The sequence below is a fragment of the Streptomyces sp. NPDC059853 genome (genome assembly GCF_042731495.1).
Taxonomy (GTDB): domain Bacteria; phylum Actinomycetota; class Actinomycetes; order Streptomycetales; family Streptomycetaceae; genus Streptomyces.
The window spans coordinates 1-23255 of the sequence record NZ_JBHWJL010000021.1 but is presented as its reverse complement, the minus strand read 5'-3'; the positions used below and the strand labels follow the sequence as shown (position 1 = coordinate 23255).

Annotated in this window: 24 protein-coding genes and 1 pseudogene; 11 read left to right on the top strand and 14 right to left on the bottom strand. The window is 75.2% G+C overall.

The genetic code is table 11. The annotated features are described in order from the left end of the window. The first annotated feature begins 69 nt into the window (after positions 1 to 69). Both ACFV5N_RS04260 and ACFV5N_RS04255 read left to right on the top strand, forming a co-directional pair. Entirely contained in the window at positions 70 to 486 is a 417-nt protein-coding gene (locus tag ACFV5N_RS04260) for an ATP-binding protein (RefSeq protein WP_385593833.1), read from the top strand. Further along, positions 483 to 704 (top strand): hypothetical protein, encoded by a 222-nt coding sequence (locus ACFV5N_RS04255; protein ID WP_385593830.1) that lies wholly within the window; start codon positions 483 to 485, stop codon positions 702 to 704. The genes ACFV5N_RS04260 and ACFV5N_RS04255 overlap by 4 nt, the downstream gene beginning before the upstream one ends. Positions 705 to 824: 120 nt before the next feature. On the opposite strand, the gene ACFV5N_RS04250 is transcribed toward ACFV5N_RS04255, so the two are convergent. The 6 genes from ACFV5N_RS04250 to ACFV5N_RS04225 all read right to left on the bottom strand — a co-directional run bounded on the left by ACFV5N_RS04250 (position 825) and on the right by ACFV5N_RS04225 (position 7256). Beyond that, complete coding sequence (locus tag ACFV5N_RS04250; RefSeq protein WP_385593827.1) at positions 825 to 1925, bottom strand: pressure sensor protein; 1101 nt, start codon at positions 1923 to 1925, stop codon at positions 825 to 827. A gap of 7 nt (positions 1926 to 1932) precedes the next feature. Further along, the gene (gene kdpC, locus ACFV5N_RS04245; protein WP_385593824.1) at positions 1933 to 2508 is read right to left on the bottom strand and encodes a potassium-transporting ATPase subunit KdpC; all 576 of its coding nucleotides are present in this window, start codon (positions 2506 to 2508) and stop codon (positions 1933 to 1935) included. Between the two features lie 5 nt (positions 2509 to 2513). Continuing rightward, the gene (gene kdpB / locus ACFV5N_RS04240; protein ID WP_385593821.1) at positions 2514 to 4577 is read right to left on the bottom strand and encodes a potassium-transporting ATPase subunit KdpB; all 2064 of its coding nucleotides are present in this window, start codon (positions 4575 to 4577) and stop codon (positions 2514 to 2516) included. Beyond that, complete coding sequence (gene kdpA / locus ACFV5N_RS04235; protein WP_385593818.1) at positions 4574 to 6235, bottom strand: potassium-transporting ATPase subunit KdpA; 1662 nt, start codon at positions 6233 to 6235, stop codon at positions 4574 to 4576. The genes kdpB and kdpA overlap by 4 nt, the downstream gene beginning before the upstream one ends. Beyond that, positions 6235 to 6324: a potassium-transporting ATPase subunit F gene (locus tag ACFV5N_RS04230; RefSeq protein ID WP_385593815.1), complete on the bottom strand. Its 90-nt coding sequence runs from the start codon at positions 6322 to 6324 to the stop codon at positions 6235 to 6237. Before ACFV5N_RS04230 ends, kdpA begins: the two co-directional genes overlap by 1 nt. Positions 6325 to 6452: 128 nt before the next feature. Further along, on the bottom strand, positions 6453 to 7256 hold the full coding sequence (locus ACFV5N_RS04225) for an alpha/beta fold hydrolase (RefSeq protein WP_385593812.1): 804 nt from the start codon (positions 7254 to 7256) through the stop codon (positions 6453 to 6455). Positions 7257 to 7350: 94 nt separating this feature from the next. Between ACFV5N_RS04225 and ACFV5N_RS04220 the strand changes: the two genes are divergently transcribed. The 3 genes from ACFV5N_RS04220 to ACFV5N_RS04210 all read left to right on the top strand — a co-directional run bounded on the left by ACFV5N_RS04220 (position 7351) and on the right by ACFV5N_RS04210 (position 11186). Continuing rightward, positions 7351 to 8706 (top strand): PLP-dependent aminotransferase family protein, encoded by a 1356-nt coding sequence (locus ACFV5N_RS04220; protein ID WP_385593810.1) that lies wholly within the window; start codon positions 7351 to 7353, stop codon positions 8704 to 8706. Positions 8707 to 8854: 148 nt separating this feature from the next. Next, positions 8855 to 10177, top strand: a complete 1323-nt coding sequence (locus ACFV5N_RS04215) for an acyltransferase (protein ID WP_385593807.1) — start codon at positions 8855 to 8857, stop codon at positions 10175 to 10177. A 4-nt stretch (positions 10178 to 10181) separates the two neighbouring features. After that, positions 10182 to 11186 (top strand): polyprenyl synthetase family protein, encoded by a 1005-nt coding sequence (locus ACFV5N_RS04210; protein WP_385593805.1) that lies wholly within the window; start codon positions 10182 to 10184, stop codon positions 11184 to 11186. A gap of 171 nt (positions 11187 to 11357) precedes the next feature. Here the strand turns inward: ACFV5N_RS04210 and ACFV5N_RS04205 are convergent, their stop codons facing one another. From ACFV5N_RS04205 to ACFV5N_RS04190, 4 genes are read right to left on the bottom strand one after another with little or no spacing between them, the layout of a single operon-like run. After that, complete coding sequence (locus ACFV5N_RS04205) at positions 11358 to 12116, bottom strand: class I SAM-dependent methyltransferase (protein ID WP_385593802.1); 759 nt, start codon at positions 12114 to 12116, stop codon at positions 11358 to 11360. Next, positions 12113 to 13057, bottom strand: a complete 945-nt coding sequence (locus tag ACFV5N_RS04200) for a UbiA family prenyltransferase (RefSeq protein WP_385593799.1) — start codon at positions 13055 to 13057, stop codon at positions 12113 to 12115. Before ACFV5N_RS04200 ends, ACFV5N_RS04205 begins: the two co-directional genes overlap by 4 nt. Beyond that, a complete protein-coding gene (locus tag ACFV5N_RS04195) occupies positions 13057 to 14187 on the bottom strand; it encodes an FAD-dependent monooxygenase (RefSeq protein ID WP_385593796.1) in 1131 nt (376 codons plus the stop codon). The genes ACFV5N_RS04200 and ACFV5N_RS04195 overlap by 1 nt, the downstream gene beginning before the upstream one ends. Then, the gene (locus tag ACFV5N_RS04190) at positions 14187 to 14729 is read right to left on the bottom strand and encodes a chorismate--pyruvate lyase family protein (RefSeq protein ID WP_385593793.1); all 543 of its coding nucleotides are present in this window, start codon (positions 14727 to 14729) and stop codon (positions 14187 to 14189) included. The genes ACFV5N_RS04195 and ACFV5N_RS04190 overlap by 1 nt, the downstream gene beginning before the upstream one ends. Before the next feature lie 163 nt (positions 14730 to 14892). Here ACFV5N_RS04190 and ACFV5N_RS04185 point away from each other — a divergent pair, with 163 nt between their 5' ends. The 4 genes from ACFV5N_RS04185 (at position 14893) to ACFV5N_RS04170 (ending at position 18286) form a co-directional block, all read left to right on the top strand. Beyond that, positions 14893 to 15951 (top strand): YbhN family protein, encoded by a 1059-nt coding sequence (locus ACFV5N_RS04185; protein ID WP_385593791.1) that lies wholly within the window; start codon positions 14893 to 14895, stop codon positions 15949 to 15951. A gap of 49 nt (positions 15952 to 16000) precedes the next feature. Then, complete coding sequence (locus ACFV5N_RS04180) at positions 16001 to 16339, top strand: PadR family transcriptional regulator (protein WP_375062174.1); 339 nt, start codon at positions 16001 to 16003, stop codon at positions 16337 to 16339. Next, a complete protein-coding gene (locus tag ACFV5N_RS04175) occupies positions 16336 to 17217 on the top strand; it encodes a hypothetical protein (protein WP_385593788.1) in 882 nt (293 codons plus the stop codon). Before ACFV5N_RS04180 ends, ACFV5N_RS04175 begins: the two co-directional genes overlap by 4 nt. 88 nt (positions 17218 to 17305) lie before the next feature. Beyond that, positions 17306 to 18286 carry a DUF4184 family protein gene (locus tag ACFV5N_RS04170; RefSeq protein WP_385593785.1) on the top strand — a complete coding sequence of 327 codons (981 nt, stop codon included), beginning with the start codon at positions 17306 to 17308 and terminating at the stop codon, positions 18284 to 18286. A 23-nt stretch (positions 18287 to 18309) separates the two neighbouring features. On the opposite strand, the gene ACFV5N_RS04165 is transcribed toward ACFV5N_RS04170, so the two are convergent. Continuing rightward, on the bottom strand, positions 18310 to 19206 hold the full coding sequence (locus ACFV5N_RS04165) for a BTAD domain-containing putative transcriptional regulator (protein ID WP_385593784.1): 897 nt from the start codon (positions 19204 to 19206) through the stop codon (positions 18310 to 18312). A 312-nt stretch (positions 19207 to 19518) separates the two neighbouring features. On the opposite strand from ACFV5N_RS04165, the gene ACFV5N_RS04160 reads away from it, so the two are divergent. After that, a complete protein-coding gene (locus ACFV5N_RS04160; RefSeq protein WP_385593782.1) occupies positions 19519 to 19797 on the top strand; it encodes an acyl carrier protein in 279 nt (92 codons plus the stop codon). Next, positions 19794 to 21566 carry an AMP-binding protein gene (locus tag ACFV5N_RS04155; protein ID WP_385593781.1) on the top strand — a complete coding sequence of 591 codons (1773 nt, stop codon included), beginning with the start codon at positions 19794 to 19796 and terminating at the stop codon, positions 21564 to 21566. The genes ACFV5N_RS04160 and ACFV5N_RS04155 overlap by 4 nt, the downstream gene beginning before the upstream one ends. Positions 21567 to 21834: 268 nt before the next feature. Here the strand turns inward: ACFV5N_RS04155 and ACFV5N_RS04150 are convergent. From ACFV5N_RS04150 to ACFV5N_RS04140, 3 genes and pseudogenes are all read right to left on the bottom strand, one after another. Further along, positions 21835 to 22116: pseudogene (locus ACFV5N_RS04150) on the bottom strand (PHP domain-containing protein); the annotation flags it as partial. Between the two features lie 9 nt (positions 22117 to 22125). Beyond that, positions 22126 to 22785 carry a DUF6758 family protein gene (locus ACFV5N_RS04145; protein WP_385593779.1) on the bottom strand — a complete coding sequence of 220 codons (660 nt, stop codon included), beginning with the start codon at positions 22783 to 22785 and terminating at the stop codon, positions 22126 to 22128. A 43-nt stretch (positions 22786 to 22828) separates the two neighbouring features. Further along, the coding region (locus tag ACFV5N_RS04140) for a suppressor of fused domain protein (RefSeq protein ID WP_385593776.1) at positions 22829 to 23255 on the bottom strand (427 nt) is incomplete at its 5' end.

Sequence of the window (23255 nt, the reverse complement as noted above, 5' to 3'; positions counted from 1 at the left end):
AGCAATTGTGTCTACTATCCTCTACAGTCCTTCCTGTGAGTTGAGCCACTCGACTGGAGGAACTGACGCATGTTCACGTCAGCAGCACCGGTGCAGAACTACTGCCTCACCGCTCCCAACCTCGCCACCACACCGCGCCTCGCGCGGCGGCACGTGGCGTACTTGCTGGAGCACACGGGGCACCGAGAACTGGTGGACACTGCCCAGCTGTTGGTGTCCGAAGCGGTCACCAATGTGTTCCAGCACACCCGCGTGCCCCGGTTGGCCGTGCGGACCACGGTTCGGGTGGATCGGGTGCTGATCCGGGTGCAGGACTCTTCCCCACGGCCGTTCCCCGCTCCGCGAGCCGTGGGGACGGAGGACGAGCGCGGGCGGGGGCTGGCCCTGCTGGAGATGCTCGCCGCCGCATGGGGCGTGACATGGCATGGAGTGCCGAAACCGGAGGGGAAGAGCGTGTGGTTCGAACTGCGGATGGGGGAGGAATGACAGTCCAGGCTCTGCTGTTGCTGATGGGGGGCGGAGCGGGCGTGCTGGTGGTTCTCGCCTTCCTGGCCGGTCTGCACATCGCTGCGGAACGAGGGATGACGCCTCCGCCGGTCACCTCGCCCGGTACGACGTACACCTGCAACTGCTGGCTGTACCCCACCAGGGTGACCGTGGTACCGCTGCACGGGGAGTCGGAACAGCCAGGACCCGGTTGTTGATCGCGGCCAATACGTCTCAGCAGTGAGTGACCATGCGTGGGGACCGCGCAGCTGCCATCGCCGTCACCGCGCGGCGGGCAGCGTCAGCGCATATTCCGGCGCCGCTGCCCACGAAAGCCCTCACAACCGGCCGTGCGCCGCCTCCTCGTGGGTGACGACATAGACATCGATGTACTCCCCCGAGCCCTCCACGATCGACGTGCCCACCCCCTTGCCCGCCACCAGCGACCTCATCCGGCCCCGGCGGCTGGCGCCGATCACGATCTGGGTGGCGTTCGCCCCGCGCGCGAACTCCAGGACCGCCGCCGCCACATCGTCCGCCGTCACCAGCTCGAACGCGCCGCCCAGCCGCTCCGTCAGCGCCCGCTGCCGCTCCAGCTCCGCGCTCGGCGCCTCGGCCAGCCCGTCGCCCCGGCGCACATGCAGCGCCAGGAACTCCCCGCCCGCGCCGCGCGCCGCGATGCGGTGGCCCCGCCGGATCAGCGTCATGCCCTCCGGGCCGCCCGACAGGGCGACCAGCACCCGCTCCCGCGTCGCCCACGGCGCCCGGATGCCCTGCTCGCCCCGGTACCGCTGAAGCGCCTCCTCCACCCGGTCCGCCACCCACAGCAGCGCCAGTTCGCGCAGCGCGGTGAGGTTGCCCTCCCGGAAGTAGTGGGTCAGCGCCTCCTGCACCTTCCGCGGCGGATAGATGTCGCCGTACTCCATGCGGCGGCGCAGCGCCTGCGCCGACAGATCCACCAGCTCGATCTGGTCGGCCCGGCGCACCACCTCGTCCGGGACCGTCTCGCGCTGCGTCACCCCGGTGATGTGCTCGACCGTCTCGTTGAGGGACTCCAGATGCTGGATGTTGAGCGTGGACACCACATGGATCCCGGCGTCCAGCAGTTCCCCGATGTCCTGCCAGCGCTTCTCGTGGCGGCTGCCGGGCACGTTGGTGTGCGCGAGCTCGTCCACCAGCGCCACCTCGGGGCGGCGGGCCAGCACCGCGTCCAGGTCCATCTCCGTGAAGGTGACGCCCCGGTGGGTCAGCTCCCGGCGCGGCACTGTCTCCAGGCCCTCCGCCATCCGCCGGGTCGGCTCCCGGCCGTGGTCCTCCATGAAGCCGATGACCACGTCCCCGCCCAGCGCCGCCCGCCGCCGGCCGTCCGCGAGCATGTCGTAGGTCTTGCCGACGCCGGGCGCCGCGCCCAGGAAGACCCGCAGGGTGCCTCGTGCCATGCCCGCCTCACTCCGCCCGTGCGGCGGCCAGCGCCGCGTTCAGTTCGAGGACGTTCACCCGCTCCTGGCCCAGGAAACCGAGGGCGCGGCCGGTGGTGTGGGCGTCCACCAGCTCCCGTACCCGCCGCGCGTCCAGGCCGCGGGCCCGCGCCACCCGGGTCACCTGGAGGTGCGCGTACGCGGGCGAGATGTGCGGATCGAGCCCGCTGGCGGAGGAGGTGAGCGCGTCGGCGGGGACGGTGTCCGCCGGTACGCCCTCGGTGCGCGCCACCGCCGTACGGCGCAGCCGCACTTCCGCCAGCAGCCGGCTGCTGTCCGGGCCCAGGTCGCTGCCGCCGGTGGCCAGCGGGTCGTACGCGCCGGGGCGCGGGTGGAACCACAGCGGTCCGGTGAACTCCTGGCCGATCAGCGAGGATCCCACCACCCGGCCGTCCACCCGCAGCAGCGAGCCGTCCGCCCGGCCCGGGAACGCGGTCCGGGCCACGCCCCAGATCAGCAGCGGGTAGAGCAGACCGCACAGCACGGTCATCAGCAGCAGGATCCGCAGCCCTGCCGCCGCCTGGCGGGCGACGCCGGCGAACACGCTTGTCAGCCTCCCAGACCCGGCAGCGGTGAGATGAGCAGATCGATCAGCTTGATGCCGGCGAACGGGGTGATCAGCCCGCCCACCCCGTACAGCGCCAGATTGCGGCGCAGCAGCCGGGACGCGCCGGCCGGCCGGTAGCGGACGCCGCGCAGCGCCAGCGGGATGAGCGCCACGATGATCAGCGCGTTGAAGACGACCGCCGACAGGATGGCGGACTCGGGGGAGTGCAGCCCCATGACGTTGAGGTGCCGCAGCCCGGGGTAGAGGCCGGTGAACATCGCCGGGATGATCGCGAAGTACTTGGCCACGTCGTTGGCGAGGGAGAAGGTGGTGAGCGCGCCCCGGGTGATGAGGAGCTGTTTGCCGATCTCCACGATCTCGATGAGCTTGGTGGGGTTGGAGTCCAGGTCCACCATGTTCCCGGCCTCCTTGGCGGCGTTGGTGCCCGCGTTCATCGCCACGCCCACGTCCGCCTGGGCCAGCGCCGGGGCGTCGTTGGTGCCGTCGCCGGTCATCGCCACCAGCCGGCCGTCGGACTGCTCCTGCCGGATCAGCCGCATCTTGTCCTCCGGCGTGGCCTCGGCCAGGAAGTGGTCGACACCCGCCTCATGGGCGATGGCGGCGGCGGTGGCCGGGTTGTCGCCGGTGATCATCACGGTGCGGATGCCCATCCGGCGCAGCTCCGCGAACCGCTTGCGGATCCCGGCCTTGATGATGTCCTTGAGCCGGACCACGCCGAGTACGCGGGCGGGCTGCCCCGGCGCGCAGGCGGCGACCACCAGCGGGGTGCCGCCGGAGGCGCTGATGGCGTCCACCAGCGGGCCGACCTCGGTGAGCGAGGTGCCGCCGGTCTCCCGCACCCAGGTGATGACGGCGGCGGCGGCGCCCTTGCGGACCTTCCGGCCGTCGTCCAGGTCCACGCCCGACATCCGGGTGTGCGCGGAGAAGGGCACGAACGCGGCGCCGGTGACCTGGCCCTCCTCGCGGGCGCGCAGCCCGTGCCGTTCCTTGGCGAGAACCACGATGGAGCGGCCCTCGGGGGTCTCGTCGGCGAGGGAGGCCAGCTGGGCGGCGTCCGCCAGCTCGGCCTCGGACACCCCGGGGACGGGGACGAACTCGGTCGCCTGCCGGTTGCCCAGGGTGATGGTGCCGGTCTTGTCCAGCAGCAGGGTGTCGACGTCCCCGGCCGCCTCCACGGCCCGCCCGGAGACGGCGAGCACATTGTGCTGGACCAGCCGGTCCATGCCGGCGATGCCGATGGCGGACAGCAGCGCGCCGATGGTGGTGGGGATGAGGCACACCAGCAGCGCCACCAGCACGATCACGGTCTGCTGGGCGCCGGAGTAGGCGGCGGCGGGCTGGAGCGCGGTGACGGCCAGCAGGAAGACGGTGGTGAGGGCGGCCAGCAGGATGGACAGCGCGATCTCGTTCGGGGTCTTCTGCCGGGTGGCGCCCTCCACCAGGGCGATCATCCGGTCCAGGAAGCTGTCGCCCGGTTTGGCGGTGATGCGCACGACGATGCGGTCCGACAGCACCTGGGTGCCGCCGGTCGCGGCGGAGCGGTCGCCGCCCGACTCGCGGATCACCGGGGCGGATTCGCCGGTGATGGCGGATTCGTCGACGCTGGCGATGCCCTCGACCACCTCGCCGTCCCCGGGCACCGTCTGCCCGGCCTCGACCACCACCAGGTCGCCGACGCGCAGCCGGACGCCCGGCACCTGTTCCTCGCGGCCGTCGCCGCCGGGCACCAGCCGCCGGGCGACCGTCTCGTGCTTGGCGCGGCGCAGCGCCGCCGCCTGGGCGCGGCCCCGGCCCTCGGCGACCGCCTCGGCGAGGTTGGCGAACAGGACGGTGAACCACAGCCACAGGGCGACGGCGACGGCGAAGAAGCCGGGGGAGGCGATGGCCAGGACGGTGGTCAGCAGGGCGCCGGTCCACACCACGAACATCACCGGGTTGCGGGCCATGTGGCGCGGGCCGAGCTTGCGCAGGGCGGCCGGGAGGGCGGACAGCAGCCGGCGCGGGCCGAACGCGCCGGGCGGGGCGCCGCCGCCGGGCGCGCTCATCGCAGTCCCTCCGCGAGCGGGCCGAGCGCGAGCACCGGGAAGAAGGTGAGCCCGGCGACCACCACGGTGACGGTGACCAGCAGCCCGGTGAACAGCGGGGTGTGGGCGGGCAGGGTGCCGGTGCCGGTGGGGGTGTGCTGCTGGGCGGCGAGCGATCCGGCGAGCCCCAGCACCAGCACCATCGGCAGGTAACGGCCGATCAGCATCGCGAGCCCCAGGCCGGTCTGCCAGAACACGGTGTCGGCACCGACACCCGCGAAGGCGCTGCCGTTGTTGTTGGCGGCGGAGGCGAACGCGTACAGCACCTCGCTCAGCCCGTGCGGCGGACCGGCCAGGAGGGTGGCGCGCGGCTCGGGGAAGCCGAGCGCGAGCCCGGTGCCGGCCAGCACCGTCACCGGCATGGCCAGCACGTACAGCGCCAGCAGGGTGATCTCCTTGGGCCGCAGCTTCTTGCCCAGGTACTCGGGGGTGCGGCCCACCATCAGCCCGGCCAGGAACACCGCCAGCATGGCCAGCACCAGCATCCCGTACAGGCCGGCGCCCACCCCGCCCGGCGCGACCTCGCCCAGCAGCATGGCGGCCAGCAGCGCACCGCCGCCCAGCGGGGTGAAGCTGTCGTGCCTCGCGTCGGTCGCCCCGGTGGAGGTGCCGGTCGTGGAGGCGGCGAACAGCGCCGAGTCCCACACCCCGAACCGCCACTCCTTGCCCTCGGTGGCCGCGCCGACCGCCTGCGGCACCTGTCCGCCGTGCGCGGCCTCGGCGGCGGTGACGGCGGCGAGCCCGGCGGCCCACAGCACGCCCATCGCGGCCAGTACCGCGAGGCCGTGCCGGGGCGAGCCGGTCATCCTCCCGAAGGCGCGGGGGAGGGCGGAGGGGATGAGCAGCAGCAGGAAGACCTGGAAGAAGTTGGTGAACGGGGTGGGGTTCTCGTACGGGTGGGCGGAGTTCGCCCCGTAGTAGCCGCCGCCGTTGCTGCCGAGCAGTTTGACGGCTTCCTGGGAGGCGACCGGGCCGCCGGTCAGTGCCTGGGTGCCGCCGCCGAGGGTGGTGATCTCGCGCACCGCGTGGAAGTTCTGCACCACCCCGCAGGCCGCGAGGACGACGGCGGCGAGCACCGCGAGCGGCAGCAGCACCCGTACCGTGCCGCGCACCAGGTCCACCCAGAAGTTGCCGAGCCGGTCGGTGCGGGAGCGGGTGAAGCCGCGGATCAGCGCCACCGCGACGGAGAGCCCCACGGCCGCCGCGAGCACGTTCTGGACGGCCAGCCCCGCCATCTGGACCAGCGGGCCCAGGGTGTTCTCGCCCGCGTACCACTGCCAGTCGGTGTTGCTGACGAAGGCGACGGCGGTGTTGAAGGCGCCCGAGGGGTGGACCCCGTCGTGGCCCTGGGCCAGCGGCAGTACGCCCTGGAGGCGCAGCAGGGCGTACAGGAGGAGTACGGAGACGGCGGAGAAGGCCAGCAGCGACAGCGCGTACGCCGTCCACCGCTGGTCGGCGCGCGGGTCGACGCGGGCGATCCGGTACAGCAGCCGCTCGGCGCCCAGATGCCGGTCGGAGGTGTAGACGCGGGCGAGGTGGTTGCCGAGCGGGACGTGGGCGAGGGCGAGCAGGAGCAGCAGCGCGCCGATGCCGAGCAGTCCGGCGCCGGCGTCCGGCATCAGAACCGCTCCGGGAAGACCAGCACCCACAGCAGATAGAGCAGCAGACCGCAGGAGGCGACGAGGCCGAGAACGTTCTCCCAGCTCACCGGCGGTCCACTCCCCTCACGATCAGCACCAGCACCGCGAAGAACCCGGTCGTCAGCGCGATAAAGGCCACGTCTGCCATCAGCGAAGTCTGCACAGCGGGCCGCGGGGGAGCGGGGCGCGCGCCGGATCAGCCGGGTGAACCACCCGATCGGGCCAGGGTGGTGGCGGCGAGGAAGTCGCCGAGGGCGGTGTTGAACGCCGACTCCTGTTCGAGGTTCGGCAGATGACCGGCCGCCTCGATGACGGTGAGCCGGGAGTCCGGGAGGTGGCGGTGCATCAGCTCGGCCTCGGCGACCGGGGTGAACGCGTCGTGCCGGCCGGCCACGATCAGGGTGGGCACGGTGATCCGGGGCAGAAGCGGCAGGTAGTCGGGGCGTTCGGCCCGGCCGCGCAGGGCCGCCGCCGCCCCGGCCGGGTCGGTGGTGTCCATCATGGCCAGCACGTGCCGGTTGACGTCGGGCCGGGTCTGGAGGGTGTCGCGGCAGACCATCTTCGGCAGCGTCTCGTCGGCGTACGCGGTCATGCCCTCGCGCAGCAGCCGGTCGGCGGTGGTGCGGCGCAGCCGGCGGGCGGCCTCGGTGTCGGCGCGCGCGCTCCCGGCGGCGAGGACGAGGGCGGTGACCCGTTCGGGGAAGAGCCGGTAGAACTCCAGGGCGATCTGGGCGCCCATGGACAGGCCGCCGACCGTGCAGCGCTCGACGCCGAGCCGGTCGAGGAGGGCGGCGAGGTCCCGGGCGAAGACGTCGAGGGTGGTGTGGTCGCCCGCGGGCGGGGTGTCCCCGTAGCCGCGCAGGTCGGGGACGATCACGCGGTGGCCGGCGGCGGCGAAGTGCTCGGTCTGCGGCTGCCACATCGTGCGGTTGAAGGGATGGCCGTGCACCAGCAGCAGGGGAGCACCGGTACCCCGGTCCTCGAATGCGGTGTTCCGCATGGGTCCTCCCGTTCGGGTCTTGACGGATCGAGGCTATCCGGAGCAATATCCGAGTGCAATAACGTCATTATTCTCGGTGCAATATGGGATGTGCATGGACGACTACCGGCTGATCGCCGACCGGATCGCCGCCGACATCAGCGAGGGCCGGCTGCGGCCCGGCGACCGGCTGCCCCCGCAGCGGCAGTTCGCCCGGCAGCACGCCATCGCCCCCTCCACCGCCGCCCGCGTCTACACCGAACTCGCCCGCCGCGGCCTCACCGTCGGCGAGGTCGGCCGCGGCACCTTCGTCCGCGCCACCCCGCCGCTCGCCCCCGGCACCTGGCTCACCGAACCCGCCGACCCCACCCCCGGCCGGATCGACCTCGGCATGAACCGCCCCGGCACCTCACCCGAACACGCCGCCCTGCTCGCCCGCGGCCTCAGCGGCCTGCTGCGCGCCGACGTCCTCACCGACGCCATGCGGCAGGTCGGCGCCCGCGGCACCCCGCAGGCCCGCGCCGCCGCCGCCACCGGCCTCGCCCGCGCCGGCTGGGCACCCGACCCCGCGCACACCCTGTTCACCGCCGGCGCCCGGCAGGCCATCGCCGCCGCTATCTCCGCCCTGGTGCCCCCCGGCGAACGGCTCGGCGTCGAACGCTTCACCTACCCGCCCGCCGCCGGGATCGCCGCCCGGCTCGGCGTCACCCTCGTCCCCCTCGACATGGACGACGACGGCGTCCACCCCGACGCCCTGCGTGCCACCCACCGGCGCACCCCGCTGCGCGCCGTCTACCTCCAGCCCACCCTGCACAACCCGCTCACCCTCACCATGCCCCCCGGGCGCCGCGCCGAGATCGCCGCCACCGTGCGCGACCTCGGCCTGCCGGTCATCGAGGACGCGGTGTTCTCCTTCCTCCGCGAGGAGGTACCGCCGCTCGCCGTGCTCGCGCCCGAGCAGACCGTCGTCGTGGAGAGCCTGTCCAAACGGATCTCGGCCGGCCTCACCGTCGGCTTCGCGCTCACCCCGCCCGCCCTGACCGAACGCGTCGCCACCGCCGTACGCACCGGCCCCTTCACCGCCGCCCCCTACGCGCTCGCCGCCGCCACCCGCTGGCTGACCGACGGCACGGCCGCCGAGATCGCCGCCGCCAAACGCGCCGAGGCCACCGCACGGCAGCGCATCGCCCGCGCCCGGCTGGCCGGCTTCTCCGTCCGCGCCGACGAGCGCTCCGACCACATGTGGTGGGAACTGCCCGCCCCCTGGCGGGCCGACACCTTCCTGGCCGCCGCCGCCCGGCGCGGCATCGCCCTCGCCCCGGCCGCCGCCTTCACCACCAGCCCGGCCCACGCCCCGCACGCGGTGCGCATCGCCCTGGCCACCCCGCCGCACGACGTCCTGGCCGCCGCCCTGACCACCCTCGCCGAACTCGCCCGCTCCCGCCCCGAGGAGGCCCGCGAACTGGAGTGACCCGCCACGACACGCCCCGGCCCGGGGTGCCGGGGCCGGGCCCGTCCATCGCCCAGGATGGCGCCACACCGCCGGTCACCGGGCGACCGGCGGGCCCGCGAGGAAGAAGGACATCCGCCATGGCACCGGCAGTGAGCACCCGCCCGCGGTGAACACCGCACCGGAGCGCAATCCGTACGCCGATCTGCTGCGGATCACGGCCGTCGGCTTCGTCGTCACCGGCCACTGGCTGCTCACCTCCATCAGCGACCACGGCGGCCGGCTGCACGGCGAGGACGTGGTGAGCGCCCTGCCCTGGACCCAGTGGCTCACCCTCTTCTTCCAGGTGATGCCGCTGATCTTCCTGGCCGGCGGCTACGCCAACGCCGGCTCCTGGGCCCGGCACCACGCCGCCGGCGCACCGTGGGCCGGCTGGCTCGCCGACCGGGCCAGGCGGCTGCTCGTCCCCACCACCGTCTACATCGCCGTCGCCGTCCTCGCGGTCGTGGTGTGCGTGGCCGCCGGAGTACCCGCCGCCATCCGGGACGAACTGTTCTGGGCCGCGGCCCTCCACCTGTGGTTCCTGCCGACGTACCTGGCGCTCCTCGCGCTCACCCCCGCCCTCACCAGGGGCTGGCGCCGCCTGCGATGGGGGCTGCCCCTGGCGTTCGCCGCGCTCACCGCCGTCGTCGACGTGTTCGTGCTCGGCCCGCGCCTGCCGCTGGTCGGCTGGTCCAACTACCTGTGGGTGTGGGGCGGCCTGTACCTGCTCGGCTTCGCCTGGCGCGACGGCGCCTTCACCCGGGCCCGCGCGCTGTGGCTGGCCGCCGCCGGGGCCGTGGCGTGGACGCTGCTCGTCCTGCCGGGACCGTTCCCGGTCAGCACCATCGGGGTCCCCGGTGCCCGCGTCCAGAACGCCTCCCCGCCCTCCATCGCCCTGGTCGCCTACTCCGCCGTCCTCATCGGCCTCGTCCTCGCCGCCGAGGCCACGGTCCGCCGCCGGATGCGCCACCCGCGCCGCGTCACCGCCGCCAACGCCGCCGCCATGCCGCTCTACCTGTGGCACATGGCCCCCGCCCTCGCCGTCGCCGCCATCGCCTACCCCACCGGCCTGCTGCCGTTCACCCCGATCGGCTCCGGCGGCTGGTGGCTGCTGCGCCCGGTGTGGGTCCTGATCTGCGCCGCGCTGCTCATCCCGCTCGTCCTGGCGATGGCCCGGCTGCCGCGCCCGCCCGCCCACCCCTCCCGCCGCACCTGGACCCCCGGGCCCCGGATCGTCCTGGTGGCCGCCCTGGCCGCCGTCTGCTTCGCCCTCGCCCACCTCGCCCTGCACGGCTTCGCCCCCGGCGGCCGGCTCTCCACCGTCCCGCTGCTGTGCTACGCGGTGGGCACCGCCCTTCTGCTGGGCGTCTCCACCGCACCCCGGACGAGTGGCGCGGACGGCCATTCGGCGGCCCGGCAGTGCCCGGAGCCCGGCCACGGCGTTGACTGACGGTGTGACCACGGGGACGAACACCACCACGCAGGTACGCGCCGCACTGGAACGCCGCTTCGGCCACCGCGCCGGGCGCGGGCGCGGCGACGAACTCGACCGGATGAACCGGCACGCCGTCCTCGGCGGCGGCAAACTGCTGCGCCCCCTGGTGCTGCTGGAGTTCGGCGCCGCCTGCGGCACCCCCGCCGCCCCGCTGCTGGGCGCCGCCGAAGCGGTCGAGGTGCTGCACTCCGCCTCCCTGGTGCACGACGACATCATCGACGGCGACGACCTGCGGCGCGGCCGGCCCGCCCTGCACCGGGCCTACGGCACCGAGCGGGCGCTGGTCACCGGCGACGCGCTGTTCTTCATGGCCTTCAGCGCGCTCACCGGCTGCGTACGGGCCGGGGTGCCTGCCGAGGCGGTGGTGCGGGCCTGCGCCATGGTCGCCGACACCGGCGAGGAGATCTCCCGGGGCGTACTGCGCGAACTCGCGCTCAGCGGCGACTGGGAACTGCCCCCGGGCGAGGGCCTGCGGATGGCCGGTCAGAAGACCGGGGCCCTGCTGGCCCTCGCGGCGGGCATCGGCGTCGTCCTCGGCGGCGGCGACGCCCCCCGGCTGACGGCCGCCACCGCCTACGGGCACGCCCTCGGCATCGCCTTCCAGCTCCGCGACGACCTGCTGCCCTGGACCACCACCGAGGCCGTCGCGGGCAAACCGGCCGCCAGCGATCTGCGCAACCGGCGCGCCGCCATGCCGCTGCTGCTCGCCTGGCAGTACGCCACCCCCGCCGAACGCGCCCGGCTCACCGCCCTCACCGCGGACGCCCCGCTGCTCACCGACGACGAACTGCTGGCCGGCGCCTCCCCGGTGCTGCACCGCACCGACGCGCTCGCCCGCACCAGGGAACTCGCCCGCGCCCACGCCACCGCCGCCAAGTACGCCCTCACCGGCGGCTTCCCGCCCTGCCCGCACCGCGACCGGCTGCTGGCGCTGGCCGACTGGTCGCTCAGCCGCGAGAGCTGACCGCCCCCACGGCCCGGCGCCCGGCACGGGCTCCCCGCCCGCCCCGGGACAACAGCCGGGTCGGCCGGGCGCTCGGCCGGAAGCAGCGGCGGCCGCCCACCGGGCAGCCGCGGCGGCTCCGGGCCCGCGGCGCGGCGCGGACCGCCCGCCCGGGCCTCCCCGCGCACACCGTCACCGGCTGCCGGAGCGGCCGGGCACCCGGCCCGGAGCGCTGACCGCCGCCACCAGACAGCCGGGCAGCCCGAACCGGACCCGCAGCCGCAGCGGCTCCGGGCCCGCCGTCGCGGCCAGCACGCGCAGCGCCGCCGGACCGTACGCCTTGCGCAGACTGATCAGCCCGTCGTGCACATGGGCCCGCCCGCCGGTGAGGAACATGAGCGGCACCGCCGGGACGCACAGCAGCGGGCTGCGCCACGCGTCGATCAGCAGCAGCGTGCCCGCCACCCGGGTGCCCTCCCGCAGTACCGCCCGCACCTGGTCCGCCGGGAGATGGTGCAGCGACGCCGCGAACACCGCCACGTCGAACGCCCGGTCCGGCGCGTCCACCGCCGTCGCGTCCAGCCACCGCACCGTTGCCCGCGGATGCGCCCCCAGCGGCCCGGCCCGCAGCGCGGCCACCGTGCCCGCGTCGACATCGCTCACCGTGACCCGCGCCGCCGGATGCCGCTCCAGCACCCGCCGCGACAGACCGCCGCCTCCCGCGCCCAGTTCCAGCACCCGGGGAGCGGGCGCCCCGCCGGCGTGGGCCAGCGTCCAGCGCGCGAACCGGTCGTAGCCGCCGGTCAGCCGGTGCAGCCGGTCGAGCCCGCGCCGTACCCGGGCGGCCTCGCGCGGGGTGTCGGGGCGGTCCAGGTACTCGGGCCGGTCGGTCTCGTACCACCGGTCCAGACGCGAGGCGTCCGGGCCGCCGCGCGGCATCGCCGCCGTCATGCGGGACGCGCCGAGGCGAGCAGCAGCACCACCAGCACCAGGACCGGGTACAGGCTGGCCCGGTTGAACACCGTGAGCGCCGTCTCCGGGCGCGGGTCGCGGCGCAGCGCGAGGCCCGGCATCAGCAGCGCCCAGCCGCCCGCGAGCAGGGTGCCGACCACGCCGATGGCCCGGAACGAGGACCAGTCGGCGATCATCAGCGCCACCCCGGCGGCGAAGGTGAAGAGCAGGAAGACGTACACCAGCCGCCCGGCCCCCCGGGGCCCGCGCACCACGGGGACGGTGCGGACGCCCAGATGGACGTCCTCCTCCACGTCCGCCCAGTCGTTCACCAGGTTCCGGCCGCCGATCTCCCAGGCCGCCAGCCAGGCGAAGAACAGCAGCAGGCGCGGCCAGTCGACGCCGCCCTCCGGCGGCGCCACCGCGAACCAGCCGGCGCAGCCCCCCAGTCCCACGCTGAGCCCGGTCAGCCAGAACTTGTGCGAGGTGACGGTGGCCAGCAGGCAGTACCCCACCTGGAGCAGCGCGGCCGTCACGAACAGCACCGCGCACAGCCAGTGCAGCCAGGCCGCCAGCACCAGCGCCAGCCCACTGAGCGTCACCACCCAGGTCAGGCCCGCGCGGTAGCTGAGCCGGCCCTGGGCGAGCGGGTGCCGGACGCCCGCGCTGTCGATGTCGAAGCCGTCGTACGGCCGCAGGTGCGCGAAGCGCCGACGGTCGAGGCGGGCGTCCAGCAGGTCGTTGGCCGCGAACAGCGCGAAGTACCCGGCGAACGCCGCGACCAGCGCCACCGCGAGCCGGTCGAGCGCCGGACCCCTCACCGCGATCAGCGCGCCGACCAGCGGCTGCGCCACCGAGAGCGTGGCCTGGGTGCCGCGGGAGAAGCCGTACAGGGCCCGCACCCGGTCGCGTACCCGGTCAGCCGGCACGGGGATCGCCATCAGGACCTCCACTGAGCTTCGTCGGTCTCCTCGGATGTGCCCGTGAACTCGCGGGCGAATGCCGTCGCGTGCGGCCCCGGCTCGGTCAGCAGCCGCAGGTCGGGCAGAGCCTCCCGCGGTGGCCGGTGCAGCAGCCGCAGCAGCCGCTCGGAGAACTCCTGGGCGCGGTGGACGGCGGCCAGCCGGCGCCGCCCGTAGCCGTCGAGCCCGCCGTGCAGCATCGAGTCGGCCAGGTCGGCGGCGTCGGCGATGGCCAGGTTCATGCCCTTGGCGCCGGAGGGGGTCAGCACATGGGCGGCGTCCCCGGCCAGGAAGAGCCGGCCGTGCCGGAAGGGGCGGGTGATGCGGCTGTGCATGCGCAGCATCCGCACCTCGTGCAGGGCGCCGAGGCCGACCTCGGCCAGCGGCAGCCGCAGCGCGAGTTCGGCGCGCACCCGGGGGCCCGGCCAGTCGGCGGGGGTGTCGCCGGCCGCGCACTGGAGGTAGAAGCGGCCGATGGCGGGGGTGCGCGGCATCATCCCGGCGAACCCGCGTTCGTGCAGCGCGTACAGCACCCCGCCGACCGGCCGGGCGACCTCGGCGAGCACCGCGACCCACTCGTAGGGGTAACGGCGGGTCACCTCGCGGCGCAGCGCGGCGGGCAGCGCGGCCCGGCTGACGCCGCGCGCGCCGTCGCAGCCGACGACGTACTCGCAGTCGAGTTCCAGGCCGTCGCAGCGGATGCGGTGCGGCTCCTCCACGGCCAGCACCGGGACGCCGAACCGGGGCGGGCGCCCGGCCGACTCCAGGGCGGCGATGAGGTCGCGCACCAGCCAGTGCTGCGGGTACACCCAGTGCTCGGCGCCGCCGAGCGCCGCGTAGTCCATCCGCATCCGGTGCCCGGCGCACAGGAACTCGCACCAGCCGTGCCGGGTGCCCTCGGCGAGCAGCCGGCCGGCGAGTCCGTGGCGGCGCAGGTGGGCGACGGTACGTTCCTCCAGCAGACCGGCCCGGGCCCGCGCCTCGACGCGGGCCCGGGAGTGGCGTTCCAGGACGAGGCAGTCGACGCCGGCCCGGCCCAGGGCGTGGGCGAGCACCAGACCGGCGGGCCCGGCGCCGATGATGCCCACCTGGGTGCGCAGCCGGCGCATCAGGGGGACACCACGGCGGGGTGGAAGAGTTCGTTGACCAGCGCCAGCGGGGTGTCGCCGTGCCACAGCAGATAGGTCTTGTAGCAGGCGGGCCGGCCGCTGGGCCAGGGGCGGCGGCCGGCGTCCAGGACGGTGCGCCGGTGGCCGGTCCCGGCGTCCTGGAGGGCGGCGCCGAGCGGGCGCCGGCCGTCGGTGAGGGCGGACCGGATGCCGGGGTCCCCCTCGTCCCTGGCGACGACTTGGTTGACCGACAGCCAGCGGCCGTCGGGCCCGGTGAGCGCGGAGCGCCGGGTCAGCAGCTGACGGCCGGGGCCGACCGCGAGCAGGGCGGGCACCGCGCGGCCGGCCCGGGCGGCGGGCAGCAGGCCGTGTCCCAGCACGCGGACCCGGGGCGGGGCGCCGGTGAGCGCCCGGAGCGCGGTGGTGGTCAGGCCCTCGCTGCTGAGCAGCATCCTGGTCAGCGGCGAGGAGAAGCCGGCGATCCGCTCGGCCACCGTGTCGCCGGTGCCGTCGACGTCGAAGACCTCCGCGTCGATGTCCACGTTCCGCCCACCGGCATCGCTCCTCACCCTCGCGCGGTTCACCAGAAGCTCAACGCGGCGGGCACCGGGAGGTCACGGAGGATCCCCCGCATGTACGACGGGAAGCGGACGCTTTGCGCTGTTACGGTCAAACGGCGCACAACGCTGTGGAGGACCGTCCGCCATGACCGATGGTGACCGGAGCGGCACCGACGAGGGGGCCGTCGACGACAGCCGGACGCCGCCGCGGGTGGGCTGGCTGTGGTGGCTGCTGGCCGCCGCCGTGATCATCGCCGCGCTCGTCCTGGCGGCCTCGCGCCGCGACGAGCTGGACCAGGCGTTCGGGCAGTTGTCCCGGGTGAACCCGGTGAAGGTGTCGCTGGCGCTGGCCTGCCAGGCCGGTGCGCTGTGGTGTCTGGCGCTGGTGCAGCGCTGGCTGCTGCTGACCGGCGGGCTGCGGATGGGGCGGGGGTCGCTGTTCTCGCTGATCCTGGCCTCGAACGCGGTGTCGGGCGCGCTGCCGGGCGGGGCCGCGTTCTCGGCCGCCTGGCTCTACCGGGAACTGCACCGGCGCGGGGCGAGCAAGGCACTGGCCGCCGCCTCGCTGCTGATCGCGGGCGCCCTGTCGGCGCTCGGCCTGATCGTGGTGCTGGCCGCCGGGGTGCTGACGGCGGGGGCCCGGGGGCCGGGGGCGGTGCTGGGCCGGATCGGTCTGGTGCTGGCGCTGCTCGCGCTGCTGGTGCTGCTGCTGTCCAGGTCGGCGGCGGTCCAGAACGGGGCGCGCGGGGTGGCGCGGCGGGCCGCCGCCAGGTACCGGTGGGTGCGGGAGGGGTTCGCGGCGCTGCGCCGGCTGCTGGCGCAGGCCAGGACCATCCAGCCGGGGCTGCGGCCCTGGCTGCGGCCGTACGCGTACGCGCAGTTCAACTGGCTGCTGGACGCGGCCTGTCTGGTGGCCTCGCTGTGGGCGCTGGGCATCTCGGTGCCCTGGCACGGGCTGCTGATCGCCTACGGGCTGACGCAGATTCCGGGCAGTCTGCGGCTGACGCCGGGCGGTATCGGGGTGGTGGAGGCGAGTATGGCGGGCCTGCTGGTGGTGTACGGCCTGAGCGCCGCCGACGCGCTGGCGGCCACCCTGCTGTACCGGATCTGGAGTTACTGGCTGCTCCAGCCGATCGGCTGGGGCTGCTGGCTGGCGCTGTCGCTGCACGGCAGGCGCCGGGAGCCGCCCGGGCCGGGGGAGTGAGGCGGGGCCGTCCGGGCGGGTCGTCAGGCAGGCGGAATACTCTGTTCGCATGAGTGAGCGAGGGATGCAGGAACTGGCTCTGCTGCTGCTGACGGCGCTGGCGAACGCGCCGCGGCACGGCTACGCGATCGCCCAGGAGGTGAAGGAGATCACCGGGGGCCGGGTGGTGCCCAGGACGGGGGCGCTGTACGGGGCGCTGGACCGGCTGCTGGCGGAGGGGCTGATCCGGGTGGAGCGCGAGGAGGTGGTGGACGGGCGGGCCCGTCGTACCTTCGCGCTGAGCGACGCGGGCCGGGAGCGGCTGGCGGTGGAGGCGGAGCGGATGGCGGCCACGGCGCGGGAGGCCAGGCGGCGGCTCGCGGCCGGCGGTGCGGTGCGGCCGGCATGACCGGCCGGCTGACGCGGCTGTACCCGGCCGGGTACCGGGCGGCGTACGGGGCGGAGATCGCCGCGACGCACCGGGAGCTGACGGCGGGTCTGGGGCGGGTGGCCCGGTGGCGGGCGGACGCGGAGCTGGCCGGGCACGCGGTGCGGGTGCGGCTGGGGCTGGACGCGGCGGCGCCGGGCGGGCGGCTGCTGGCGTGCGCGGCGCCGTTCGCGCTGGCGGCCGGGGCGGTGGTGGGCGCGCTGGAGATCACCCGCTGGTACACCGGGCTGGTCGTCTCACCGGCGCCCGCTTCCCTGCTGCTGATCACGCTGGACCCGGGGTGGGCGCTGCATCTGCTGTGCTCGCTGCTGCTGTGCGTGGGCGCGGTGGTGGCGCTGACCGGCCACCGGCGGGCGGGGGTGGCGGCGGTGGTCTGCGGCCAGCTGGGGACGGTGGCGCTGTGGCCGGTGGTGGGGGAGGTGCGCGGCGGGGGAGTGGTGGTGCCGGTGGTGGCGCTGCTGACGGCCCTGGTGGTGCCGGCCGCTCCGGGGGACCTGCCGCCGGAGCCGGACACCGTGGTGGCGGCCGGGGTGGTGGCGGGCGCCGGCTGGTTCCCGGTGGCCGCGGTGGGCACCGGCGGGTTCCCGGTGAGCACCGAGTACGGTGCCTGGCCGCTGCTGGTGCTGGCCGGTACGGCGCTGGTGCTGGCGGTGCGCCGGGGATCGCCGGGGCTGTACGAGGTGGCGGCGGTGCTGCCGGCGTCGCTGCCGCTGATCGGCCGGGCCTACCAGGACGCTTGGCAGGAGTGGCCGCCGGTGCTGGGGCTGTGGCTGGTGCTGCCGCTGGCGCTGGGGTGCGCCGCGCTGGTGCGGGGGGTGCGGGCCCGGCGGTTGCGATAGTCCGTTGAAGTGAATACTCTCGTGGGCGTTCCATCGTGAGCGCAGCCGCCCCGGGCCGGCCCGCCGCCCGAGCAGAGAGACCACCGCGTTGCCATTCACCCTCGCCCACCCCGCCGCCGTGCTGCCGCTGCTGCGCCCTCCGTTCGTCCCCGCCGCCCTGGTCGCCGGGGCGCTCGCCCCCGACGCCCCCTACTACCTGGCCGTCCTCGGCATCGCGGAGCGCGGCCCGCACCAGTGGTACGGGCCGCTCCTCAACCCCACCACCACCCACCACCCGCTGCTCGGCCTCGCCGCCGCCCTCCCCGCCGCCCTGGCGCTGTACCTCCTGCTGCGGCTGCTGCGCGCCCCCTTCCTGGCCCTGCTGCCCGCCCGGCCGCGCCCGCGCGGCCCGGCCGATCCCGTACCCGCCGGGGCGGGCGCCCGCGTGCGGTGGGCCGCCCTGCTGCTGCTCTCCGCCCTGCTCGGCATCGCCACCCACCTGCTGTGGGACGCGCTCACCCACGGGGACGGCTTCCTGGTGGACCGGGTGTCCCTGCTCGCGGCCGACACGGTCGGCGGTCTTCCGCTGTACCGGCTGCTCCAGATGCTCAGCACCCTCGCCGGCCTGGCACTGATCGGACGCCACCTGTGGCGCCACCACCGCGCGCGCCCGGCCGGAGGCGACCGTTCCGGCGTCCGCCCGCTGCCCCCGGCCCGGCGCCGCGCCGTTCTCGCGCTGCTCGCCCTGGCCACCGCGCTCGGCGTCGCCCAGGGGGCCCGCGCCGACCTCGACGCCTACCGGTACACCGTCGAGGTGGACTACGACCACCCCGTCACCCGTACCCACGACGACGGCAGCACCGAGACCACCTACCCCACCGCCACCGTCGCGGCGCCGTGGGGCACCTTCGCCGAGGCGGTCCTCACCGGGGCGGCCAAACGCGGCGGGGCGGCGCTCGGTACCGCCCTGGTGCTGTACGCCGGGGCGTGGCACACCGGGCGCCTGATCCACCGGCACCGCACCGGCCGGGACGGCGGCCCCCGCACCGGCCCGGCGGGCACGACCCACGCCACCGCCACCATGCCCTAGCCGCCCGGCCGCCCCCCCGGCACTCAGCGGCGGCCCGGCGCGAACCCCCGGTCCCGCCCGGCCGGGGCCCGCCGCGCCACCACGTCCGCCCCGCCCGCCCCGGCCCGCCCCGGGGCGCGGCGGGCGAACAGCCGGGCCGCCGCGCCCGGCGAGCCGATGACCGGCGACTGGGTGAGGATCGCCCGCTCCAGCTCCCGCAGCTCCCGGCCCGGCAGCGCGCCCAGTTCCTCCACCACCGCGCTGCGCGCCCGCCGGTACCGTTCCAGCGCGTCCGCCTGCCGCCCGCTCTGGTACAGCGCCAGCATCAGCTGCGCGCACAGCCGTTCCCTGGCCGGCTCGGCCGCCGTCACCACGCTCAGCTCGGCGGTCACCTCCGCGAGCCGCCCCAGCATCAGCTCGGCGGTGATCTTGTCGCTGAGCACCTCCCAGCGGCCCTCCTCCAGCGCGGTCAGCTCCGGCCAGGTCACCCCCGCCTCGATCAGATCCGCCAGCGCGTGGCCCCGCCACAGCGCCAGCGCCTCCTGGAGCAGCCGCGCCGCCGGCTCCCACGCCCCGGCCGCCAGCCGGGCCCGGCCGCGTTCCACCAGCCGCGCGTAGCGGGCCAGATCGAGCCGGTGCGGCGGGACGTGCAGCACATAGCCGTGCTCCCGGGCCGGTAACGAGCGCGGTACGGCCCGCTCCTGTCCGTCGTCGGCCGCCACCAGGGTGCGGCGCAGCCCGGAGACCGCGTTCTGGAGGATCTTGCGGGCGGTGGCCGGCTCGTTGTCGTCCCACAGCGCGTCGATGAGCCGGCGGGTGGTGACCGGCGTGTTCGCGTGGAGCAGCAGAAAACCGAGAACAGCCCGCTGCCGCACACCGCCGAGCGCCAGCCGTTCTCCGTCGTGCAGCACTTCCAGGGGGCCAAGCAAGTGGAATTCCACCGCGGATCCATCCCATCTCGGAGAACCGGCACACGTGGGGGAAGGGGGGCGACGCTGCCGAGCGGAAAGAGCGATCCGATCCGAAAGAAAGATGATCGCACGCGGTCCGGTACCGCTGAAGATCCGCCGCGCGGTCATCCACCGCCCACCGGCCGGTCATCCACCGCCCACCGCACGCACCGCGGCCGATGACCCGCCACAGAACGGCGAATGGGAGCCACTCAATACCGTCACTGTGCGGCACCCCCTGCGCCACCTCGACCACAGCACCCCGCCCCAGCCCTTGTTGACGCATAGGACGGTTACCTGACGATGGCGTACTCCACCGACGCGGACGAGATCTTCCCGACGCTGCAACAGATCGTGTCCGACACCCTGCGCGTACCGGCCGAGCAGGTGACCCGCGAATCCGCGCTCTCCGACCTCGGCATGGTCGAATCCATCAAACTCCTGCGCGTCGCCGGGAAGATCGAGCGGCGCTTCGACATCGAACTCGACGACAGCCTCTTCTTCCAGGGCGTCTCCATGGGCCGGCTCGTGGACGAGATCGCCGCCCAGCGCGCCGCGGCCGTCTCCGGGGAGGCCGCGTGACCACCACCACCACCCCGGAGCAAGCCGCCCCGCTGCCCACCACCGTCACCCTCCTCGACGGCCTGTTCACCTACGCGGCCGAACGCCACCCCCGGCAGCTCATCGGCAGCACCGACCCGGCCCGGGCCCTCCCCTTCGCCCGCCTGGAACACGACGGCCTCGCCCTCGCCGCCGCACTCCTCGAACGCGGCGCACGGCGCGGCACCCCCGTGGTCTTCCCCGCCGGGGACGCCGCCGACTTCTTCCCCGTCCTCAACGCCATCGTGTCCCTCGGCGCGATCGCCGTCCCCGTCTCCGCCCGCGCCGGCCGCAACCCGGCCTCCGCCGCCCGGCTGCGCCACATCGTCGAGGACTGCGAGGCCGCCCTCGTCCTCGCCGACGACGACGCCGTACCGGTCCTGCGCGATGTCCTGCCCGGCGTCCCCACCCGGCCGCTGACCGAACTCCTCACCGCCGCCCGCGCCGCGGGCCCGCCCGCCACCCCGCCCCCCGGCCTGCGCCCCGCCGACCGGGACCCGGGGGACCTCGCCCTCATCCAGTACACCTCGGGCAGCACCTCCCAGCCGCGCGGTGTCGCCCTCACCCACCGCAACGTGCTGGCCGCGCTGCGGATCATCCCGGCCGCGCTGCGCCCGCGCGCCACCGATGTGATCAGCCACTGGCTGCCGCTCTCCCACGACCTGGGCCTCTTCGGCACCCTGGCCGCGATGGGCTGCGGCATCCGCGTCTGCCTCTCCCAGCCGCGCGACTTCATCAAACAGCCCGACGCCTGGCTGGCCGCCTCCTGCGAGGCCGGCGCCACCATCCTGGTGGGGCCCGACTTCTTCTACCAGTACCTGGTCGAGGCCGTCCCGGCCGACGAGGTCACCCGCTACGACCTGTCCGGGGTGCGGATGGCGCTGAACGGCGCCGAGCCCATCGACCCGGCCGGACTCGACCTGTTCGCCCGGCACTTCGCCCCCGCCGGATTCCGGCGCGAGGCCCAGATCCCCTGCTACGGCCTGGCCGAGGCCACCCTCCCGGTCAGCTTCGACTCCCCGCTGCGGCCCCCCGCCGTCGACTGGGTGGACCGCGCCGCGCTCAACGACACGCTCAAGGCCGTCCCGGCCGGCACCGGCGGACGCGGCGTCGTCAACTGCGGCACCCCCGCACCCGGCGTCGAGGTCCGCGTCACCGCCGGAGGCGACGTGCTGCCCGAACGCTCGGTCGGCGAGATCGAGATCCGCGGCGAAGCCGTCACCGCCGGCTACTACCGCGAGACCGAACCGTCCGCCCGGCCCGGTGGCTGGCGCGGCACCGGCGACCTCGGCTACCTCGCCGACGGCTGCCTGCACATCACCGGCCGCAGCAAGGAAATCCTCATCCTCGCCGGACAGAACCACTACCCGCAGGACATCGAGGACGCCGTACGCGAGGCCCCCGGTCTCTTCCGCCGCTCCGCCGTCGCCGTCGTGCTGCCCGCCGACCCCGGCGCCGGACTGCCCGAGCGCATCGGCGTGTTCGCCGAGGTCGCCTCCGAAGGCCCGCACACCGACACCGTCACCGCCATCCGCCGCACCGCCGCCGAGGTCCTGGGCGGCGCCTCCGTGGACGTCGTCCTGCTGCCCGCCCTCGGCATCTCCCGCACCACCAGCGGCAAGTTCCAGCGGCTGCTCATGCGCAAGCGCCTCCTGGACGGCACCCTGGACAACGCCATCGCCCACATCACCGCCGCCGAGGTGCTGTCCGCGCCCGGTCCCGGCCGGGGAGGTGCGCCATCGCACGGCTGACCGCCCCCGGCCAGGACACCGCACTGCGGGCGGACACGCTCGCCGCGCACCTCGGCGACCCGCTGCGCCCGGACGGCCCGCTCACGTACGCCGCCTCGGTGCGCGACGACCACGCCGGACGGTTCCCGGCCGAAGCCCTCGACGCCCTGGACGCCTGGGGATACCGGGCCTTCCAGGTGCCCGGGGAGTACGGCGGCCGGCTCACCTCGCTGGAGGAGCTGAACGCCATCGGCCGGGTCGTCGCCGGCCGCGACCCGGCCGTCACCCTCCGCACCAGCTGCCGCTCGCGGGCCAGTTCCGGCTCGTCGGGGTCGTACAGATAGCCCAGCAGATGCAGGCCGATGCCGTCCATCCGGCAGGAGAACTCGGTGCCGGTGACCAGGGTCAGCCCGCGCGGCAGCGCGGCCAGCGCCTCGGCGTGGCCGGCGACCGTGTCGTGGTCGGTCAGCGCCACCACGTCGAGGCCGGCGCCGGCGGCGGCGCGCATCAGCGCGGCGGGGGAGTCCGTACCGTCGGACGCGGTGGAGTGCGTGTGCAGGTCGATGAGCACCCGCCCAGCCTACTCACCGCCCGGGACGGGCCGGGTCAGGATCCGCGGCGTGAGGGCGCCGCAGGGCAGCAGGTCGAACTCGGAGCCGGCGTCCCGCAGATCGGTCAGCAGCAGGTCGTCGTAGAGCAGCACCCCGGACGCCTGCGGCCACACCACCGCCCACAGCCAGATGCCCATCGCCTCCCCGGCGAACACCGCGCGGTCCTCGGGGGCGTCGCCGACCTGCCAAAGCGGGGTGGGGCGCCCGGCCGCCAGCATCTTGACCTGCGGCGGGTCGTCCGTGGCGAGGGAAGGGCCGGGGTCGGGCCCGGCCACGCCCGCGTACCGGGCGCCCAGTCCCACCGCCGGCTCCTCCGCTATCAGCAGCAGATCGCACGCCCCGCCCAGCGGCCCGGGGCCCGAGCAGGCGATCACCGAGGCCCGTCCCCCGCTGCGCTCGTCGCCCGCGGCGGCCACCCCGGTGAACAGCCAGCCCACCGGCAGGGGCCACGGCATCCACACGGGCACCTTGGTGCGGCCCACCACCACCGACAGCGCGTCCACGCTGGGCGGGATGATGGGCTGGAGCGGATGCACGGCGCCATGGGCGGAGCACTGCCAGGAGTCGGAGAAAAGCCCCGGAGGGCGCACCTTGCTCCCGCATTTCGGGCAACTGAATTCGCCCCTCATGTCACCCCACGGTCCCCGTGTCGCCCGGATCCGTCAAGAAGCGTCACCCGGACAGGGGTACGGCGGAGCGTTCCGGGTCGCGCAGGTCGGTGCCGTGTGCCAGCCAGGCGTCCCGCAGGGCCTCGGGGCCGCGGGCGCGCTGCCAGGCGGTCTCGGCCGGGGTCATGGGCAGCAGCGGGAAGAACCGCACCGGGTCGCGGGGTCCGGGAAGCGGCAGATCCGGCACCAGGCCGCCGCTCTCCGCGACCAGGACGGCGCTGAACGGGGCCCCGGGCCACAGGGGCTCGCCGAGGTCGAGGCAGGCGTCGGGACGGACCACCAGGCCCTCGACCTGCGGCGCGGCGGCGAGGACGGCCAGCGGGCGCAGCACCTGGTCGGTGGCGGGGTGGCCGGCGTGCACGGTGAGCAGCAGTTCGGCGCGCGGGCCGCGCAGCGGGTCGGCGACGGCGGCGGTCGGGTCGGTCATGGGG